Origin of the sequence: Zoogloea oryzae (genome assembly GCF_030161255.1) — a bacterium.
GTDB classification, from domain to species: Bacteria; Pseudomonadota; Gammaproteobacteria; order Burkholderiales; family Rhodocyclaceae; genus Zoogloea; species Zoogloea oryzae.
Genome location: NZ_BSPX01000058.1, coordinates 13,672 through 32,332 on the forward strand (window position 1 = coordinate 13,672; position 18,661 = coordinate 32,332).

Genomic DNA, 18,661 nt, shown 5'->3' on the forward strand with positions numbered 1-18,661 from the left:
GAACTGTTGTCCGGCGAGCTGGGCGAGGCCGCAACCGGTGGGCACGATGGCGCCGGCGGTGGCGAACTCGTCGGCCAATTGGGCGGCTTTGACGGCGGTTCGGTTGGCGATGGTGAGGCTGGCGGGTTGCGCGTCAAGGAGTGGCAGCACGGTGCCACGGGCCGCGCCGCCCGCGCCCAGCAGCAGCACGCGCCGGCCGGCCACGGCGAAGCCCAGGTTGACGGTGATGTCGCGCAGGATGCCGGCGCCGTCGGTGTTGTCGCCCAGGGTGCCGTCGGCGCCGAAGGCCAGGGTGTTCACCGCGCCGGCGGCCTGGGCGCGGGGCGTGAGCCGGTCGGCCAGGTCGAAGGCTTCGAGCTTGAAGGGCACGGTGACGTTCATCCCGCGTCCGCCGGCGGCCTGGAAGCCCTGCACGGTGGCGGCGAAGCCGTCGAGGGGCGCGAGCAGCGCCTCGTAGCTGAGCTGCTGGCCGGTCTGGGTGGCGAAGGCGGCGTGGATGCGGGGCGACTTGCTGTGGCCGATCGGGTTGCCGATCACGGCGTAACGGTCCATCGGGTCAATCCTTGCGGGCGGAGGTCTGCAGCATGTCCGCGTTGGTGAATGTCCAGGTGCGGGTGATCTCGATCACGTCGGTGTCCTTGCGGATGTCCGGCGGGAAGGCGGCGTAGGGCGCGGCGAGCTGCACGATGCGGCGGGCGGCGTCATCCAGCAGCTTGTGGCCGGAGGAGCGGAGGATCTCGACGTTCTCCACGTTGCCGTCGGCACGGATGGTGACCGACAGCAGCAGGCTGCCGTAGAGCTTGCCGCGGGCGGCGTCGGGGTAGTTGAGGGTGCCGACCCGCTCGATCTTCTGGCGCCAGTCCTCGGCGTACTGGGCGAAGCGGTATTCGTGGGCGCGGGCGCCGATGAACTTCTTGCGCGGCCGCGAGGCGTAGTCCATCAGATCCTTGTCGATCTGGGCCTCGATGCGGGCGACCGCGGCGGAGCTGTCGAGGAGGTCGTAGCCGGACACCTGGCGTGGGGCCTCGGTGGGGTTGGCGTGGCGGGGATCGACGGCCAGCGCGGCCTTGGCCTGCTTGGCGGTCATCGCCTGGACCTGGGGCGCCTGTTGCTGCTCGCTGCGGCGCTGGGCTTCGATCAGGCTGTCGCCGGCGCGGGTCTGCTCCATGGGCGGCAGCGGGGTGGCGGGACGGGCCTTCTTGTCGGAGTTGCCGCCGGCGTCGAGGTTGGTCTGGGCGAGGATGTCGGCGGTGTCCGGGCGCTGGGCGTGGCGGGAATTGACCAGCACGACCTCCAGCCCCTTGTCGTTGCGCTTGAACTTGGCCGGGTCCGGCATCACGAAGTGGATGGACAGCAGCACGGCGTGGATCGCCAGCGAGACGCCGACGCCCCATTCGAGCGCATAGCGCGCCGACCGCCCGGCGAAGGTCGGCCACGCGCCGCCCGCGCCGGCGGCAGGGCCGGGGACGGGCGTCGGGGAAGGCGACGGGGCGGGCGGACGTTGGAGCGGCTGCATGGCGGACTCAGGCGGCGGGCGGGGCCTCAGTGGTGGCGACGGGGGCATCGGCAGCTGGCGCGGCTTCGGCTTCCTGCAGGTCTTCGTCGTCGATCTCGATGGGCTCGCTGCCCGCCGGCGCGAGGGTTTCGAGATAGGTGGCGCGCACGTCCACGTCGATCAGGTCGGTGCTGTCGATGGCGAGCTGCACGCGGGTGCCTGGCGGCAGGGTGGGCATCGACGGGACCTTGAAGATCAGCGGGATGACTTCGAGGCGGACGAGGCTCTCGCGCAGCACGCGGGCGCTCATGGCCGGGTGGCCCTGCTGGCGCAGCCAGCGCAGGCACCAGTAGCGCTCCATGCCGCGCTGGAATTCGGCGTAGGCGGCGTAGGTGAGCTCGAAGTCGCGCATGGCGGCGATCAGCTCGGGCGACTTGGGCGGGAAGGCCGGCGCGTTGCCGCTGAGCCAGCCGATGAGCTGCCACTGGTTGACCAGGTCGACGTAGCGCCGCAGCGGCGAGCTGGACCAGGCGTAGCAGTCCACGCCGAGGCCTTCGTGGGGCGCGGCGGCGGTGGTCATGCGCACCTTGCCGCCGGTCTGGGCCCGATACAGGGCCGGGATGCCGGCGTCGGCGAGGGCTTTGCCCCAGGTGCTGTTGGCGGCGATCATCAGCTCGGCCACCAGCTTGTCGAGGGGCGAACCGCGGGAGCGGCGGCCAATCTCGATGCGGCCGGGACCGTCGGCGGTGGTTTCGGACCAGTCGACGCTGAAGTTGAAATCGACGAGGTTCTGGTTGGCTGCGGGCTTGCCGCGGCCGGCTTCGAGCACCGTGGCGAGCTCCCACAGCAGGGTGAGCTCGGCCTTCCAGGGGAAGTCCGGGCCGCCTTCGGCGAGGGTGGTTTCGTTGAAGACCGGCTCGATGTCGTGGTGGCGCAGGTTGGCGACCACCGGCACGCGCTCGATGCGCGAGTGGTTGCCGGTGACGATGAGGTCGCGGCTGACGTCGAGGTAGAGCGACAGTGCCGGGCAGTCGCGGCCTTCGCCCAGGGTGAAGCCCTCGACGATGGCGTCGGGCAGCATGGTGATCTTGTTGCCCGGCATGTAGACCGTCGACAGGCGCTCGCGGGCGATGGCGTCGAGGCTGGAGTCGCGGCCGAAGCCGAGGCCGGGCGCGGCGATGTGGATGCCGATGCGCCAGCCGCCGTCGACCGGGGTGACCGAGAAGGCGTCGTCGATCTCGGTGGTGGCGGCGTCGTCGATGGAGAAGGCGCGCACGTCGGCGAGCGGCAGGTCGGCCGGGGCGACGGGCGGCTCGAAGGCCGGGAAGTCGGTGCCGGACGGGAAGTACTCGAACAGGAAGCGGTCGAAATGCAGTTCGTGGGACGAGGCCAGCGCGCCACAGGCGAGGAGCAGCCGGGCCGGCGACTTGCCGCTTTCGGCACAGGCGGCTTCGAGGGCCTTGGTTTCGAGGCGGTTGCGGTCGGGCTTGTAGAGCAGCTGACGCACCAGCGGCTTGAGCTCTTCGGGCAACTGGCCGGCGAGGAGTTCGTCGCGCATCCGCTCGACGGCGGCGGCCTGCTGGCGCTTCTTCTCGAGGCCGGCGAGGGCGGCCTGGAGGATCTCGGCCGGCGCCTTGCGGAAGCGGCCGCGGCCCTTGCGGTGGAAGTAGATCGGCGCGGCGTGCAGGCGCAGCAGCACGGCGGCGGATTCGACGGGGCTGGGTTCGTGGCCGAAGTATTCGCGGGCGAACTCGGCAAAGCCGAACTCGTCTTCGCCGCAGACTTCCCACAGGAATTCGGTATCGAGGCCTTCGGCCTCGGTTTCGGCGCGGTCGAGCAGATCGCCGGCGCCCGGCTGCGCGAAACGCATCAGCACGTGGTTGCTCTTCAGCTTGAGGCGCTTGCCGTGGGGTGTTTCCACCTGCAGGGAGGCGTCGTTGTCGGTCAGGATGGTGCCGGTCTTGAAGGCACCATCCTCTTCGAAGAGCAGGTTCATGGGGCGGTCGCGCAGGGAAAACGACCGATTATAGCCAAGCCGGGGCCCGCCCCGGACGAAAGCGGCGCTTTAGTCCGGGTCAGAGTGTGGCGTTGGTGACGAAATCCCGGATCAGCTGCAGCAGCACGTCCTCGTCGTAGGGCTTGCCGAGGTAGTGGTTGACGCCGATCTCTTCCGCATAACGCTTGTGCTTTTCGGCCGTGCGGGAGGTGATCATGATGATCGGCACGGCCCTCAGGCGGGCGTCGGCGCGGATGTTGCGGGTGAGGTCGAAGCCGTCCATCCGCGGCATCTCGATGTCGGCGATGATGACGTCGGGGCTGGCGGTGAGGAGCTGCTCCAGCGCGTCCACGCCGTCCTTGGCGGTGATGACCCGGTAGCCTTCCCGTTCGAGCAGGCGGCCGGTGATCTTGCGCACGGTCAGGGAGTCATCCACCACCATCACCGTCGGCTGGGCCGGGGTGAGGCTGCTGCGGCTGGTGGCCGGCAGGACGTCCTCGGCGCTGGCGTGGGCGCGGCCGGCCAGGGCGACCGGGTTCAGGATCAGCACGATCTCGCCGTCGCCAAGCACCGTGGCGCCGGAGTAGCCGACCATCCGGGCGTACTGCGGCCCGGCGTTCTTGACGACGACTTCCTGGTTGCCGCGCAGGGCATCCACATGGAGGGCGAGGGTTTCGGAGCCGGCCCGGAGCAGCAGCACCCAGTTGAAGCGGTCGAGCTGGGGCTGGGATTCGTTGTCGCCCAGGAGGCGCGGCAGGTAGCGGTAGCTGAAGTGCTCGCCGAGCCATTCGGTGCCCCGTTTGGCGCGGACCTCTTCGAGGGCCTTGGGCTTGAGTTCGAGCACCTGGGCCACCATCGACGACGGAATCGCCAGCGTGCGTCCGCCCGCGCGCACCAGCAGCGCCTGGGTGACGGCGAGGGTGAGCGGCAGGTGGATGCGGAAGGTGGTGCCCTGGCCGGCTTCGGTGGCTACGCTGATGCGGCCGCCGACGGCGGCGGTCTCGCTCTTCACCACGTCCATGCCCACGCCGCGGCCGGCAAGGCTGGACAGGCTGGCGGTGGTGAAGCCGGGCACGAAGATCAGGTTGGTGAGGCGCTTGTCGTCGGTTTCTTCGCCCGCTTCGATCAGCCCTGTTTCGAGGGCGTGGGCGCGGATGCGGGCGAAGTCGAGGCCGGCGCCGTCGTCGCGGAATTCGATCACCACGTCGTTGCCTTCGTGGGCGACGCGCAGGGTGATCTGGCCGATCTCGGGCTTGCCGGCGGCGCGGCGTACGTCGGGCGGCTCGATGCCATGGGCGACGGCGTTGCGGACCAGGTGGCCGAGGGGGCCGGTCATGGCCTCGAGCACGCTGCGGTCGATTTCAATCTGGCCGCCGATGATGTCGAGGTTGGCGCGCCGGCCAAGCTCCTTGGCGGTCTGGCGGACGAGGCGGTAGAGACGCTCGGCGAGGCTGTCGAAGGGCACCATGCGCACGTACATCAGCGACTGCTGGAGTTCGCGGGCCATCCGCGACTGGGCGTGGAGGGCCGATTCGGCGCCGTCGAGATTCTTGAGGAGGTTCTGCTGGACGGTGGTCACGTCGCCGACGCTCTCCGCCATCATCCGGGTGAGTTCCTGGAGGCGGGTGTAGCGGTCCATCTCCAGGGGGTCGAACTCGGTGTGATGGGTCTCGACCTGGGACAGGCGGGACTGCATCTGGGTGTCGGCCTGGATTTCGACTTCGCGCAGCTGGTTGCGCAGGCGGATGACGTTTTCGGTGAGGTCGAGCAGGGAGCGGCGCAGGGTGCGCAGTTCGCCTTCGATCCGGGTGCGGGCGATGGAGATTTCGCCGGCTTCGTTCACGAACTGGTCGATGCGGCTGGCTTCGACCCGCAGCATGGTGCGGGCGGCCTGGGCGGCGAGTTCGCCGGGCTGGGCCGGGGCGGTGTCGTCCAGGTCGATGTGGGTGGCGACGGGGCTTGCCGGCTGGACCGGCTCGGGCGCCGGCGCGGCGGCCTCGGGGTTGCCGAGGGTGTCGAGGGCCTGGCGGGTCTGGTCGAGGGCGGTTTCGAGCTCGTCGAGGATGCCGGATTCGGCGGCGTTCTGGCCGCGCACCCGCTCGAGACGGGTTTCTAGGTCGTGCAGGCTCTGGCCGAGGCTCATCGCGCCGACCATCCGCGCGCTGCCCTTGAGGGTGTGGAGCAGACGGGCGATGCCGGCGGCGTTGGTGGTGTCGGTCGGGTTGCCGCGCCAGTTGTGGACGGCGACGTCGAGCTGGTCGAGGAGTTCGTTGCCTTCGTCGAGGAAGATCGGCAGCAGGTCGGTGTCGAGCTCGTCGCGCAGTTGCGGCGCCGCTGCGGTGGGTTCGGCCGGGCGCGGCGCTGCAGGCACCGGATTGATCGGCGTGGTCACCAGGGCCGGCGGTGCTTCGGGGCGCAGGCTGATGACTTCGGCCAGATGCGAGGCGAGGATGCCGTCGAGCTGTTCGACGAGCTCTGGTGCCGGCTGGGGCAGGCTGCGGGCAGAGAGCTGGACCAGCATGCCTTCGAGGGCGGTGGCTGCGCTGTTGAGCAGGATGGTCTGGTCGGCCGTGGGCGCGCGGTCGTGGTCGGACAGGCGCTGTTCGGCCAGCTCAAGGGCCTTGGCGAGCGCCTGGGGCGCGACGAAGCGGGCGGTGCCGGAGATGCCGGACAGGGTGTGGGCGGCCCGGATCGCCGACTGGGGCGGAACGAGGCTCGGGTTGACCGACAGCCGGGCGAGTTCGTGGCGCAGGGTGGCCACGTGCTGGCGGGCTTCGACGAGGTAGAGGTCGAACAGCGGGCGGGACAGCACGACATCGCCCAGGCGCACTTCGTCCTGGCTGATGTCGTCGTCGGCCACGTTTTCGGCGTCGATCTCTTCGATGTTGATGGCTTCTTCGGTCTCGAGCTCGGCTTCGATCCCGGCGGCCTCGACTTCCACCGTTTCGAGCGGCTCAAGGGGCTCCAGCGGTTCGTCGGTGACGGGCAGATCGAAGGTGGGCGTTTCGTCGAGCGTCGGGATCTCGATGGTCGGAGCGTCGATGGCTTCGACCGGCAGGGCTTCGACGGCTTCGAAGGTGTCGGGCAGCTCGATGCTCTCTTCGAGATCGGCGAGGGCTTCCTCGACGGTCTGGATGCTGTCGGGCAGCGCTGGCAGGGCTTCGGGCTCGTCTTCGAGGGCCAGGTCTTCGAGGGGAAGCGGGGCTTCGATGAGCGTCGGCGGGGCCGTTTCGACTTCGGGCGCTTCGACGGGGAGGTCGGTGGGCAGGTCGAAGTCGAGGCTGAAGTCGTCGGCCGGGGCCGGGGCCGCGGGGGCGGGCTCGGCTTCGGGTTCGACGAAGCTCAGGTCGGGGAACTGCAGTTCGATCAGCGGCGGTGCGTCGGGGGCCTCGTGATGGAGGGCCATTGGCGTGCCGATGTCGGTTTCGGTGAAGCTGGCATCCGGCACGATGATCGTGGACTCCAGATCCATCTCTTCAGTGTCGCCGGCTGCACTCGGGGGCGTGGCGGGGGCGGCAGGCGCGGGTGTGGCCCGGGCGGGTGCCTCGGCGGGGGCCTCGGAGCGCAGGCGCTCGGCGTCGGCGAGCAGCTGGCTGACGTCCTTGTGGGTGCCGGCGCCGGCATTGAGCTGGTCGATCCAGGCGGAGAAGGCCGCGTGGGCGTCGTCGATGAGCGTGTGGAGCTCGGCGTTGACGGGCAGTTCGAGGCGCAGCCAGTGGTTGAGCGTCTGCTCCATGCTCCACGCGGCTTCGCCGAAGTCCTTGAGGCCGACCATCCGGCCGCTGCCCTTGAGGGTGTGGAAGCTGCGGCGGATGGTGGTGAGCACCTCCACGTCGTGGGGACGCTCGCGCAGTTCGACGATCTTGCGGGCGATGGTACTGCGGACTTCGATGGCCTCTTCGATGAAGATCGACAGGAGTTCCGCGTCGATTTCCTCTTCGCTGGCGTCGAGGAGACGGGTGGCTTCGGCGGACAGGGCTGGCGCGGCGGGAGCTGCGGCGATCGGCGCGGGGGCGCTGAACAGCTCGCCGGCGTCGAGCATCGTGAGGGCCTGGCGGGCCTGTTTTTCGAGTTCGAGGTCGGCCGTGAGGGAGGCGTCCTGGCGCAGGCTCTCGAGGTTGAGCTGGAGCTCGGTGCGCAGGCCGATGTCGTCCGGGTTGTCCTTGAGGGCGGCGGTGAGGGCTGCGGCTTCGCGCTTCTGCTGGGCGAGTTCGGCTTCGACGCTGTCGGCCACGTCGGGCACGTCGTCGGGGCGCAGGATGCGGGCGAGGTCGGCGGGGCCGTGCTGGAGGGCTTCGATGTAGACGCCGAGGGCCGACAGGCGGTGGGCGATCTCTTCGAAGGCGCGGGTGTTGTCGCCGGTTTCGGCGGGCAGCGCCGCGATGCGCGCGGCGGCGTCCTGGACGAGACGCACGGCGCCGTCGTCGTTCATCACCGAGAGGGCGCCCTCGACCTGCTTGAGGGGCGCGCGGACGGTGGCGAGGATGTCGGTGTTGCCCGGCGAGCGGAAGAAGCCGTCGAGGCTCGTCTCGACTTCGTTGAGGCTGGTGAGGATCTCGTGGGCGAGCTGGCGATTGACCTGGCGGGCCTGGGCGTCGGGCTCGGAGATGGCCATCGGGGCGAGCTTCTCGCCTCGCTGATGGGCGCGCAGGCGCTCGAGGATGGCGTCGATCTGCACGTCTTCCCGGTTGTCGGCGCGGGCATGGGCGTCGAGGCGGGTGTCGAGGAGGAGCATCGCGGTGGCGACATCCATCGACAGGGCGTCGGTGAGGCGCAGGGGGTCCTGGCGCAGCCAGCGGGCGAGCTCGCCCAGGGCAGCGGCGAGGTCGGCGACTTCGGGCTGGCCCACGGTGCGGGCCTGATCGATGATCGGAGCGATGGTGTCCTGGAAGCGCGGCAGGCCGATGGCGCCGCCCTTGGAGAACTGGTCCCAGGCTTCGCGGGCATCGGAGAGTGCTTCGCGCAGCTTGCGCAGGATCGGGGCGATGGGCGTGTCGCGGATCGGCCGGTCGGCGTCGGGGATCAGAGCTTGAAGCTGGTAGGTGCTGCGGATGCTGTCGATGGCCGGCGAGTGGGCCGCGGTGGTGGCGACGTGGTAGAGCACGTCGCGCATCAGGCGCTCGGCGACGATGCTGGAGCCCTCCATGACGCGACGCATCTGGGCGTCGATCCGGCCGCACAGGCGCTTGGTGGCAGCGTCGGCGGGCAGGGCGCCCTGGCCGAGGGCGTCGAAGAAGGCGGTGGCGGCGGCCCAGAAGGCGCGGGACGCGGGTACGGCCTGGAGGCTTTCGATGCCGGCGACGGATTCGCGCATCTCCTGCGGGCCGGCGGTGTCGTCCGCGTTGCGGAACCACTTGAGCAGGCCCCGTTCGAAGCGGCCGCGCAGCGCGCGCAGGCGCTTGGGGTCGTCGCCGCCTTCGGTGGCGGCCGGGAAGGCCGGGCGCAGGGTCAGATCGGGGAAGAACAGCTCGCCGGCGGTGGGGGCGTCCTGGCCGCGGGCCTGGGCGAGTTCGCCGTACAGGCTGAACAGGCGCAGGGCCTGGTCGGGCTGGCCACGGGTGAGCTCGTCGAGATAGTTGCCGATGGCTGCGATGCAGCGGGTCGCCAGACGGATGGTGTCGGGCGTGGCAGGCACCTGGGTGGACGCCATTTCTCCGAGCAGCCGGTCGAGCTGTTCGGAGAACTGGGTCAGACCGTCGAGGCCCACGATGGACAGGGCGCCGTGGGCCTGGTGCAGGTGGGTCTGGGCGAACTTGATGCGACCGGGACGGTCTGGCGCGTTGCCGGCCTCGGCGAGCGCGCCCAAGGCCCTTTCGAGGGCCAGGTCGATTTCGCCTTTGACCCAGGTCAGCGGACCCAGGTCGAGTTCATGTGCTGAGCTCATCGGTACGTGGGGGACGGATTCCGTTCCTGGTCGGGGTGTGCGGGTCAGACCTTGAAGCCGGAGACCGAACCCTTGAGTTCAACTGCGAGATCCGCCAGTTCGCCGATCGACACGGCGGTCTGCTGGGTGCCGGTGGTGGTGCGGTCGGTGATCGCCAGAATGCCGCGCATCTTCTCGGCCACCTGGGTTGCGGCCTTGGCCTGGACTTCGGTACTGACCGAGATGCGTTCGATGAGCTCGGCGGTTTCGGCGGACACGCGTTCGATCTCGGCGAGTTCCTGGCCGGCGGTTTCGGACAGGCGGGCGCCGTCGACCACGTCGCGGGTGGCGTTTTCCATTGCCGCCACGGCGTCGCCGGTGTCGGTCTGAATGGTCTTCACGATCGCGCCGATCTGCTTGGTGGCCTCGGCGGAGCGTTCGGCGAGGCGCTGCACTTCTTCGGCAACCACCGAGAAGCCACGGCCGGCTTCACCGGCGGAGGCGGCCTGGATGGCAGCGTTGAGGGCGAGGACGTTGGTCTGTTCGGTAATGTCGGAGATGAGTTCCACGATTTCGCCGATCTCCTGGGAGGATTCGCCGAGGCGCTTGATGCGCTTGGAGGTCTCCTGGATCTTCTCGCGGATGTCGTTCATGCCCTTGATGGTGTCTTCCACCGCGGCGGCGCCCTTCTGGGCGGCTTCGAGGGAGCGGCGGGCCACCTGGGCGGACTGCAGGGCGTCTTCGGAGGCTGCGCTCATGGAGCTCGCCATGCTCTGGGCGGTTTCACCGGCGAGGCGCAGTTCCTGGGCCTGACGCTCGGTGGCGGAGAGCAGTTCGTCGGAGGTGCGCTGGGCGGATTCGGTGGCGGTGGTCACGCGGATGGCGGCGTCGTTGATCCGGCGCACCAGCACGGAGAGTTCTTCAATGGTGTAGTTCACCGAGTCGGCGATGGCGCCGGTGATGTCTTCGGTGACGGTGGCGCGGACGGTCAGGTCGCCGTCGGCGAGGTCGCCCATCTCGTTCATCAGACGCAGAATGGCCTGCTGGGTGCCGTTACGCTCGGTTTCGGCGGCTTCCCGGAGCTGTTCGGAGGCGGCGCGGCGGCGGGCGATGTCGTCGTTGTAGGTCTTGGCCATCAGGGCCAGGCAGGCCAGGGCGAGCAGGGCGCAGACGATGATCGACAGGGAGACCCAGGTGAAGAAGCCTGTGTAGGCGTTGGAGTAGCCTTCGGCCAGTTCGGAGGTCTTTTCGAGGAGCGGGCCGGAGTCCTTGAAGATGTGGCTGCCGGCTTCCTTGGCCTTCACGAGGAGCTGGATGCTGCCGAGGATGGTCTGGACTGCGGAGAGGTTGTCCTTGCCGACGGTTTCGAGTTCGGCGAGCTTGGCCTTGGCGTCGGTGCCGTCAGCGGTCATCTTCTGGAGCTGCTCAATCTGCTCGCGGAAGGTGTTGGTGTCCTTGCCGAGGAGGAAGGCGACTTCCGGGTCGATGGCGTTGGCGATCAGGAGCGCGTTGGCGTTCTTGGCGATCCGCTGGGTGAGCATCACCACCTGGTTGGCGGTGGCGATCTCGCGTGCGGCGGCGCCGCCCTGCAGCTTGAGTGTGGCGACCTGTTCGGAGAGTTCGAGGAGCTGGGGGTTCTTGCTGTTGATGGTGGCAACGGCCTTGCCCAGGTCGGTGAGCTTCTTTTCTTCCTTCAGGAGCTTCTCGGCGTCGGCGTCGGTCTTCTTCCAGAGGGTGGTGACGGCTTCGAGCTCGGCGGTGACGGCGCTGCTGCCGCCGGGTACGCCGGTGCCGTTGACATCGCCGCCGTCGGTGACGGCGCCGAGCAGGGCGTTGAACTGTTCGCGGCTCTGCTTGAGCTCGCCGAAGGCGTTGGTGTCACCCTGCAGGGCGAGCTGACTGGCCTTGGCGATCTGCTGGGAGAGGGTTCGCATCTGGCCGGCGGCCGTGACGTAGGCGGTGCCGAAGCTGCTGACCCGGATCTGGTAGATGACCAGCGCGGCGGTCAGGACGGCAAAGATCAGGAACGGGACGCGCAGGGTACGCAGCTGCTCGGATGCGCTCTTGCCCGCGAGGAAGGGGAGTGCGCTGGTTTGCGCCCCGTCGCTGGTGTCGATGATCGTGTCCACATTGGTCGTGGCGGCCTTGTTGCCGCCCAGCGACAGTCCCGGTAGCTTGAATGCCATTTTTTTCTTCCTTCAGCGGGTGTGACCCGCTGCTCCTCCAGATTGTTTGGTCACGATTGGGCGGCGTCGAGAAAACGCGCGTGATTCAGTAGTTCGGAAACCTTGAGGCGGGTCCAGTGGGTGCCGTGGGCATCCTGAACCTGATCGCCGATCCATGGCTGGTCCGGGTCGGGCGGCGTGGCGAGGGGTTCGAAATCCTCGACGGCCCGAAGGCCCAGGGCCCGTGTCACGAGCAGCGCACAGTTGAGGCTGTGGCGAACCCCGATCAGCAGCAGCCGGGATTGTCCCACCGGCGCGATCGGCGCGTCGCCGTGAAAGGCTGCGAAATCGACGACGCCGAACAGGTTGCCCCGCACGCTGGCGAGCCCGCGAAACCAGTGCTCGGCGAGGGGAACCGTTGCAAGAGGGGGAACGGCCAGGATTTCTCCGGCCTCGGTGAGGTCGATGAGCCAGTTGCGCTTGCCTGCCTGGACGCCGAGCAGGGCCGATGCCCGGCTGTCCTTGGCGTCGGCCAGTCGCCGCGCGAGGCCGGCCTGGAATTCGTGGAGGCTGATCCGCTTCGCCATGGGGTTTCTCAGCTGAAGGCGCGGATCTTGTCGAGCAGGGCCGCGTGGTCGAGGGGCTTGACCATGTAGTCGAACGCGCCCTGGCGCATGCCCCAGATCTTGTCGGTCTCGAGGCCCTTGCTCGTGCAGATGATCACCGGGATGTCACGGGTGGCCTCGTCGCGCACGATGGTGCGGGTGGCCTGGTAGCCGTTGGTGCCGGGCATGACCACGTCCATCAGGATGAGGTCGGGGTGTTCGGTCTTGCTCTTGATGACGGCTTCGTCGCCGCTGTCGGCGGTCACGACCTGGTAGCCATTCTTGACGAGGACTTCCGACAGGGCGAGCCGTTCCGTCGGGGAGTCGTCGACGACGAGGATTTTCTTGATCGGCATGGGCGCAGCGTCTCGTGGGTTCAGTCGAGGGCGGAAAGCTGGCGTGACTGCGTGTGGCTGGCAACCGAACGCAGCAGGCTTTCCTTGGTGAAGGGCTTGGTGAGGTATTCGTCGGAACCGGCGAGGCGGCCGCGGGCGCGGTCGAAGAGACCGTCCTTGGAGGACAGCATGATGACCGGTGTGGCCTTGAGGCGGGGATTCTTCTTGATGAGGGCGCAGGTCTGGTAGCCGTCGAGGCGCGGCATCATGATGTCGACGAAGATCAGGTCGGGCGCGTGGTCGGTGATCTTGGCGAGTGCATCGAAGCCGTCCTCGGCGAGCACGACCTGACAGCCGGCCTGGGCGAGGAAGATCTCTGCGCTGCGGCGGATGGTGTTGCTGTCATCGATGACCATGACCTTGATTCCGCTGAGATTCACATGACCCTCCGGTCTTCTTGCTGCTGTCAATGCCTTCCGCGAGTGGGGCCTCGGGCCCTCAGATCGCGATCATTTCAAAATCGTCCTTGCGTGCGCCGCACTCGGGACAGGTCCAGTTGGGCGGAACGTCCTCCCAGCGGGTGCCGGGGGCGATGCCTTCTTCGGGGGAACCGGTTTCTTCGTTGTAGATATAGCCACAGATCAGGCACATCCAGGTCTTGTACGGGGGGCTTGCCATGTGGGTGCGTCGCTGTGATTTCGGCTAGAATCGCTTGGATCGTGAATGGTAGCGCAGTCGCAGTCAAAATTGTGCGTCCTCGTTTCCCGGAATGACTACTAACCGCAGCGATCCCTCTCCTCCCCTGGTTCTCGTGTTCGCCGCCTCCGATCCTACCGGTGGCGCCGGAATCCAGGCAGACATAATGACGATTTCCAGCATGGGGTGTCATCCCCTGACGGTCATCACCGGCCTCACCGTCCAGGACACTGTCGGCGTCGAGGAGGTATTGCCCGTGGACGCGGATTTCGTCATCGAACAGGCCCGCACGGTGCTTGAAGACATGCCGGTGCAGGCCTTCAAGCTCGGCGTGCTGGGCAGCGTCGAGAACATCGAGGTGATCGCCGAGATCATCTCCGATTACCCTCATATTCCCGTCATCGTCGATCCGATCGTCGCCTCGGGTCGGGGTGACGAGCTGGCCTCCGAGCTCATGCTGGCCACGCTGCGGGAGTTCATCATTCCCCAGGCGACCCTCATCACGCCCAACACGATGGAGGCCCGGCGTCTCGTCGCCAGCTACGGCGATGACGGCGAAGAGCGCAGCATGGCCGACTGCGCCACGATGTTGCTCGAAATGGGCACCGAGTATGTGCTGATCACCGGTTCCCACGCCAACACCCCGCAGGTGGTTAATACCCTTTATGGGGCGAAGGGGGTGTTGCGGGCCGATCCGTGGGAGCGTCTGCCCGGCAGCTACCATGGTTCCGGCTGCACCCTGGCGTCGGCGGCTGCGGCCGCGCTGGCCCACGGGCTCGACATGTCCAATGCCGTCTTCGAGGCCCAGGGCTTCACCTGGCAGACCCTCTCGGCGGCCTTCCGCCCCGGCATGGGGCAGTACATTCCCGACCGTTTTTTCTGGGCCGGCCCGCCCGACCGGGGCGGGGGCTGAAGATGCGGCGCGGTCTCTATCTCGTCACGCCCGATCTGCTCGACACCGACGCGCTGCTGGCCGCAGTGGCCACGGTGCTGCCGGCGCGCCCGGCGATCGTCCAGTACCGCAACAAGCTCGCCGATGCGGCCCTCAAGCGTGAGCAGGCCAGTCGCCTGCTGGCCCTGTGCCGGGCCGCCGGTGTGCCGCTGGTGATCAACGACAGCCTCGCGCTGGCCCTCGAGATCGGTGCCGACGGCGCCCACCTGGGCCGCGACGACGGTGATCCGGCCCTGGCCCGCGCGGCCCTCGGCCCGGGACGCATCCTCGGCGTCAGCTGCTACAACGAATGGCAGCGGGCGGTGGCCGGCGCCGCGGCGGGGGTTGATTACGTTGCCTTCGGGGCGATGTTCACCTCGTCCACCAAGCCCGACGCCCCGCGCGCCGGGCTCGACCTGCTCACCCGCGCCCACCGCGAGCTGCGCCTGCCGGTGGCGGCCATCGGCGGCATCACCCTCGACAACGCGCCGGCTCTGGTGGCGGCCGGGGCCGATCTCCTCGCCGTGATCAGCGACGTATTCTCTGCGCCCGACCCGACCGCCCGCGCGGCGGCCTACGCCGGGCTGTTCGATTGACCTCTCAGGAAGCTCCCAGCATGACCAGTCGCAACGAAGAACTCTTTGCCCGCGCCCAGCGCACCATTCCCGGCGGCGTCAACTCGCCGGTCCGTGCCTTCCGTTCGGTGGGCGGCACCCCGCGCTTCCTCAAGAAGGCCCTGGGCGCCCGGGTGTGGGACGCGGACGGCAAGGAATACCTCGACTACGTGGGCTCCTGGGGCCCGGCGATCCTCGGTCACGCCGATCCGGTGGTGGTCGAGGCGGTGCGTTCGGCCGCGCTGGAGGGCCTGTCCTTCGGCGCCCCCACCGAGCGCGAGATCGACATGGCCGAGCGCCTGTGCGAGCTGCTGCCGAGCATGGAAATGGTGCGCCTGGTGTCGTCCGGCACCGAAGCCACGATGAGCGCGATCCGCCTCGCCCGGGGTTTCACCGGTCGTGACGCGATCATCAAGTTCGAGGGCTGCTACCACGGCCACGCCGACAGCCTGCTGGTGAAGGCCGGCTCGGGCCTGCTCACCTTCGGCAACCCGTCCTCCGCCGGCGTGCCGGAAGACTTCGCCAAGCACACCGTGGTGCTGGACTACAACAACCCGGCCCAGCTGGAAGAAACCTTCCAGGCCCGGGGCAGCGAGATCGCCTGCGTGATCATCGAGCCCATCGCCGGCAACATGAACCTCGTCAAGCCGTCGGCCCACTTCATGCACCTGCTGCGCCGGCTGTGTACCGAGCACGGCGCGGTGCTGATCTTCGACGAGGTGATGACCGGCTTCCGCGTCGGCCCGCGGGGCGTGCAGGGCCTGTATGGCATCACGCCGGATCTCACCACCCTCGGCAAGGTGATCGGCGGCGGCATGCCGGTGGGCGCCTTCGGCGGCCGTCGCGACATCATGGAAAAGATCGCCCCCCTGGGCGGCGTGTACCAGGCCGGCACGCTGTCGGGCAGCCCGGTGGCCGTGGCCGCTGGCCTCGCCAGCCTCGAGCAGATCGCCCGCCCGGGCTTCTACGAAACCCTCACCGCCCGCACCGAGCGGCTGGTGGCCGGCCTTAACGCCGCAGCCAGGAAGCACGGTGTGAACTTCATCGCCGATTCGGTGGGCGGCATGTTCGGCCTGTACTTTGCCAAGGCCGTGCCCCAGAGCTACGCCGACGTGATGGCCTCCGACCGCGAGACCTTCAACCGCTTCTTCCACGCCATGCTGGACGCCGGCCACTACTTCGCCCCGTCGGCCTTCGAGGCCGGCTTCGTGTCGGCTGCGCACTCCGAGGCGGACATCGACTCGACCATCGCCGCTGCGGAGCAGTGGTTCGCGGCCAACGCGGGCTGATCGGGCCGGAAACTTCGTTTCTCGGCCCGTAGGCGTCGTTTCAGACACTGAAACACAGTTTCCCGGCAGAAAGTCTTCGATTCAGGCGCTGAAACCAGGTTTCAGCGCCTGAATCTTTATTGTGCGCCCCTGAAACTCGGTTTCAGGCGCTGAATCGACGTTTCTTGCGCTGAATCGATGTTTGTGTGGGTGGGGGCGTTCCTGTAGGTCGGACTTCAGTCCGACAACCGGCGCCGGATCAACGCGCAGTGTCGGACTGAAGTCCGACCTACATGTCTGTGCTACAGGTCCGAGATCGGGCTGATGCGTGCCCTACATCAGGAAGATCGTCGCCAGCCCGAGGAAGATGAAGAAGCCGCCGGAATCGGTGACGGCGGTGATGATGACGCTGGAGCCGACGGCCGGATCTTGCCCCAGCCTGTGGCGGATCATCGGGGCCATCACGCCGACGAAGGCGGCGAGGAGCAGGTTGAGGGTCATTGCGGCGGTCATCACCGCGCCCAGCTTGCCGCTGCCGTAGAGAATCCACGCCAGCACGCCGAGCAGCCCGCCCCACACCAGCCCGTTGATGAGGGCGACGCCCATCTCCTTCTTGAGCAGGCGGGTCAGGGCGTCTTCCTGCACCTGGCCCATGGCGATGCCGCGCACGATCATGGTGATCGTCTGGTTGCCCGAGTTGCCGCCGATGCCGGCCACGATGGGCATCAGCGCGGCCAGCGCGACGAGCTTCTCGATGGAGCCTTCGAAGGCGCCGATCACCCGGCTGGCGAAGAAGGCGGTGACCAGATTGACGGCCAGCCAGGCCCAGCGGTTCTTCACCGAATCCCACACCGGGGCGAAGATGTCTTCGCCTTCCTTCAGACCGGCCTGGGAGAGCAGCTCGTTCTCGGTTTCTTCACGGATGAAGTCCACCACCGCTGCCACGGTGAGCCGGCCCACCAGCTTGCGGTGGTAATCCACCACCGGTGCGGAAACGAGGTCGTAACGCTCGAAGGCCTGGGCGGCGGTTTCGGCTTCGTCGGCGGGTTCGAGCGTGAGGGTGTCGGTGAGCATGATGTCGCTCACCTCGGTCTCCGGGTCGCTCAGCAGCAGCCGGTTGATGGGCAGCACGCCGCGCAGGTGCTCGTCCCGGTCCACCACGAAGAGCTGGTCGGTGTGGTCGGGCAGTTCTTCGAAGCGGCGCAGGTAGCGCAGCACCACTTCGAGGGTCACGTCCTCGCGCACGGTGACCATCTCGAAATCCATCAGCGCGCCCACCGAATCCTCGGGGTAGGACATGGCGGCCCGCAGCTGCTCGCGCTCCTCGGGATCGAGGCCGCGATACACGTCCTCCATCACCTCCTGGGGCAGGTCGGGCGCGAGGTCGGCGAGTTCGTCGGCGTCGAGCTGTTCGGCAGCGGCCCGCAGGGAGGCCGGGTCCATCGACTCGATGAGGGATTCCCGCACCGCGTCGGAGACTTCGAGGAGGATCTCGCCGTCCCGCTCGGCCTTGACCAGATCCCAGACGAAGAGACGGTCCTCGAGCGGCAGGGCTTCGAGGATGTGGGCGACGTCGGCCGAGTGGAGGCTGTCGAGCTTGTGGGTGAGTTCCTGGACGTGCTGCTTGTGGACGAGGCTCTCGACCAGATCGTGCTTGGGCATGTCCTGCCGGTGCACGAGCCCTTCCACCAGCTTGTGGCGGGCGAGCAGGTGCTGGACCTCCTTCAGGTGGCTGTCCAGGTCGTCGTGGTGCTGGAGGTCGTCGGTATCGGCCATGCTGGAACTTCCCGTGGGCGGCGGGGCGCCGGGCGGCGCGCAGGGAGGCGAATTCTACGGGGTTTGCTGCGCCGCGGCGACCCGCAAATGCAAGTCGCGCGGCGCCCCGGCGATCAAGGCCAGGCGCGGGCCCCGAACATCATCCGCTTGGCCACGAAATGCCGCGCCGGCGGCAGCAGGTCGAGGGCGAAGAGGCCGGCGCCGCGGGCGTGGTGAAGCGGCGCGACGGCGTTGCTGAACAGGCGCACCAGGGTGTCGGTGAAGCGGATCGTGCCGCTGCGGTCGACGCGCCGTTCGCGGGCGTAGGTGGCGAGGGTTTCGGCCGCACCGGGGTCGCCGCCGGCCCGCAGGATCACCTGGGCGCAGGCCCACACGTCGCGCAGGGCCAGGTTGTAGCCCTGGCCGGCCACCGGGTGCAGGGTTTGCGCGGCGTTGCCGAGCCACACCGTGCGCTGGCCGACGGGTTCGGGCCGGTAACGCAGCTTGAGGGGGTAGCGCGCCCGCTCGCCTACCGACGCAAAGCGCAGGCGGTCGCCGAAGTGGCTTTGCAGGCGGGCCAGGTAGGCGGCATCGTCGAGGGCCATCAGGGCGTCGGCGTCGTCGGGGCTGGCGGTGTGGACGATGGCGCAGTCGTCGCCGCAGGGCAGCACGGCCAGGGGGCCTTGCGGGGTGAAGCGCTCCCACGCCCGGCGGCCGTGGCCGGTGGCCGGGGTGGCGATGCTGATCACCGCGTGCTGGGCGTAGTCGCGCTCGACGAGCTGGGCGTCGTCGGCGCCGTCGATCAGGCCCTCGGCGCAGGCAGCGAGGCGTGCAGTGACGCTGCTGCCGTCGGCGAGGCTGAGGATCACGTCGTTGGCGCCGGCCGCGAGGCCGGTGACCGCCGCGTGGTTGCGGATCGGGATGCCGGCGGCGGCGAG

Annotated in this window: 14 protein-coding genes; 3 read left to right on the plus strand and 11 right to left on the minus strand. The window is 68.6% G+C overall.

Features of this window, described 5'->3' with window-relative positions; genetic code table 11:
- From aroE to QQK25_RS16575, 9 genes are all read right to left on the minus strand, one after another.
- Nucleotides 1–552: shikimate dehydrogenase (aroE, locus tag QQK25_RS16535; RefSeq protein ID WP_284188919.1), on the minus strand; the 552-nt coding region annotated here is incomplete at its 3' end.
- 4 nt (nt 553–556) lie between these two features.
- On the minus strand, nt 557–1,516 hold the full coding sequence (locus tag QQK25_RS16540) for an energy transducer TonB (protein WP_284188920.1): 960 nt from the start codon (nt 1,514–1,516) through the stop codon (nt 557–559).
- A gap of 7 nt (nt 1,517–1,523) precedes the next feature.
- Nucleotides 1,524–3,491, minus strand: a complete 1,968-nt coding sequence (locus QQK25_RS16545; protein ID WP_284188921.1) for a ribonuclease catalytic domain-containing protein — start codon at nt 3,489–3,491, stop codon at nt 1,524–1,526.
- A 79-nt stretch (nt 3,492–3,570) separates the two neighbouring features.
- Nucleotides 3,571–9,375, minus strand: a complete 5,805-nt coding sequence (locus QQK25_RS16550) for a FimL-related protein (protein ID WP_284188922.1) — start codon at nt 9,373–9,375, stop codon at nt 3,571–3,573.
- Nucleotides 9,376–9,419: 44 nt separating this feature from the next.
- The gene (locus QQK25_RS16555; protein ID WP_284188923.1) at nt 9,420–11,540 is read right to left on the minus strand and encodes a methyl-accepting chemotaxis protein; all 2,121 of its coding nucleotides are present in this window, start codon (nt 11,538–11,540) and stop codon (nt 9,420–9,422) included.
- Nucleotides 11,541–11,590: 50 nt separating this feature from the next.
- The gene (locus tag QQK25_RS16560; protein ID WP_153162615.1) at nt 11,591–12,106 is read right to left on the minus strand and encodes a chemotaxis protein CheW; all 516 of its coding nucleotides are present in this window, start codon (nt 12,104–12,106) and stop codon (nt 11,591–11,593) included.
- 8 nt (nt 12,107–12,114) lie between these two features.
- On the minus strand, nt 12,115–12,480 hold the full coding sequence (locus QQK25_RS16565; protein WP_153162614.1) for a response regulator: 366 nt from the start codon (nt 12,478–12,480) through the stop codon (nt 12,115–12,117).
- Nucleotides 12,481–12,500: 20 nt separating this feature from the next.
- On the minus strand, nt 12,501–12,899 hold the full coding sequence (locus QQK25_RS16570; RefSeq protein WP_153162613.1) for a response regulator: 399 nt from the start codon (nt 12,897–12,899) through the stop codon (nt 12,501–12,503).
- A 58-nt stretch (nt 12,900–12,957) separates the two neighbouring features.
- The gene (locus QQK25_RS16575; RefSeq protein ID WP_228111947.1) at nt 12,958–13,110 is read right to left on the minus strand and encodes a rubredoxin; all 153 of its coding nucleotides are present in this window, start codon (nt 13,108–13,110) and stop codon (nt 12,958–12,960) included.
- Nucleotides 13,111–13,228: 118 nt separating this feature from the next.
- On the opposite strand from QQK25_RS16575, the gene thiD reads away from it, so the two are divergent.
- Genes thiD through hemL form a run of 3 tightly spaced genes read left to right on the plus strand, consistent with a single transcriptional unit; the run spans nt 13,229 to nt 15,989 of the window.
- Entirely contained in the window at nt 13,229–14,068 is an 840-nt protein-coding gene (gene thiD / locus QQK25_RS16580; RefSeq protein ID WP_153162611.1) for a bifunctional hydroxymethylpyrimidine kinase/phosphomethylpyrimidine kinase, read from the plus strand.
- A 2-nt stretch (nt 14,069–14,070) separates the two neighbouring features.
- Nucleotides 14,071–14,682, plus strand: a complete 612-nt coding sequence (gene thiE, locus QQK25_RS16585; protein ID WP_284188924.1) for a thiamine phosphate synthase — start codon at nt 14,071–14,073, stop codon at nt 14,680–14,682.
- A 20-nt stretch (nt 14,683–14,702) separates the two neighbouring features.
- Nucleotides 14,703–15,989, plus strand: a complete 1,287-nt coding sequence (gene hemL, locus QQK25_RS16590; RefSeq protein ID WP_284188925.1) for a glutamate-1-semialdehyde 2,1-aminomutase — start codon at nt 14,703–14,705, stop codon at nt 15,987–15,989.
- Nucleotides 15,990–16,301: 312 nt separating this feature from the next.
- Here hemL and mgtE read toward each other — a convergent pair whose 3' ends face one another.
- Both mgtE and QQK25_RS16600 read right to left on the minus strand, forming a co-directional pair.
- Nucleotides 16,302–17,744: a magnesium transporter gene (mgtE, locus tag QQK25_RS16595; protein ID WP_284188926.1), complete on the minus strand. Its 1,443-nt coding sequence runs from the start codon at nt 17,742–17,744 to the stop codon at nt 16,302–16,304.
- 113 nt (nt 17,745–17,857) lie between these two features.
- Nucleotides 17,858–18,661, minus strand: an 804-nt coding sequence (locus QQK25_RS16600; RefSeq protein ID WP_284188927.1) for an FAD-dependent monooxygenase, incomplete at its 5' end; no start/stop codon positions are given.